This is a genomic window from Streptomyces katrae (assembly GCF_000966975.1).
GTDB classification, from domain to species: Bacteria; Actinomycetota; Actinomycetes; order Streptomycetales; family Streptomycetaceae; genus Streptomyces; species Streptomyces katrae.
Genome location: NZ_JZWV01001827.1, coordinates 1 through 246 on the forward strand (window position 1 = coordinate 1; position 246 = coordinate 246).

At 72.4% G+C, this 246-nt stretch carries 1 protein-coding gene; it reads right to left on the minus strand.

Annotated features, from left to right (window positions below):
* Positions 1–246, minus strand: a 246-nt coding sequence (locus VR44_RS40710) for a beta-ketoacyl synthase N-terminal-like domain-containing protein (RefSeq protein ID WP_157880581.1), incomplete at both ends; no start/stop codon positions are given.

Sequence of the window (246 nt, forward strand, 5' to 3'; positions counted from 1 at the left end):
AGTGCGGGCCCCTCCAGGCCGAAGGTGTAGGCGAGCCGGCCGGAGACGACGCTCGCGGCCCGGCCGGTCAGGAGGTAGCCCTCGACCCCTTCGGGGGCCCGGCGCAGTCCGGAGGCGTAGTCCTGTCCGTTGGAGCCGATGAAGACCCCGGAGCGGCTGCCCTTGAGGGTGGCGGGGTCGATGCCGGCGCGTTCGAAGGCTTCCCAGGTGGTTTCCAGCAGGAGTCGCTGCTGGGGGTCCATGGCG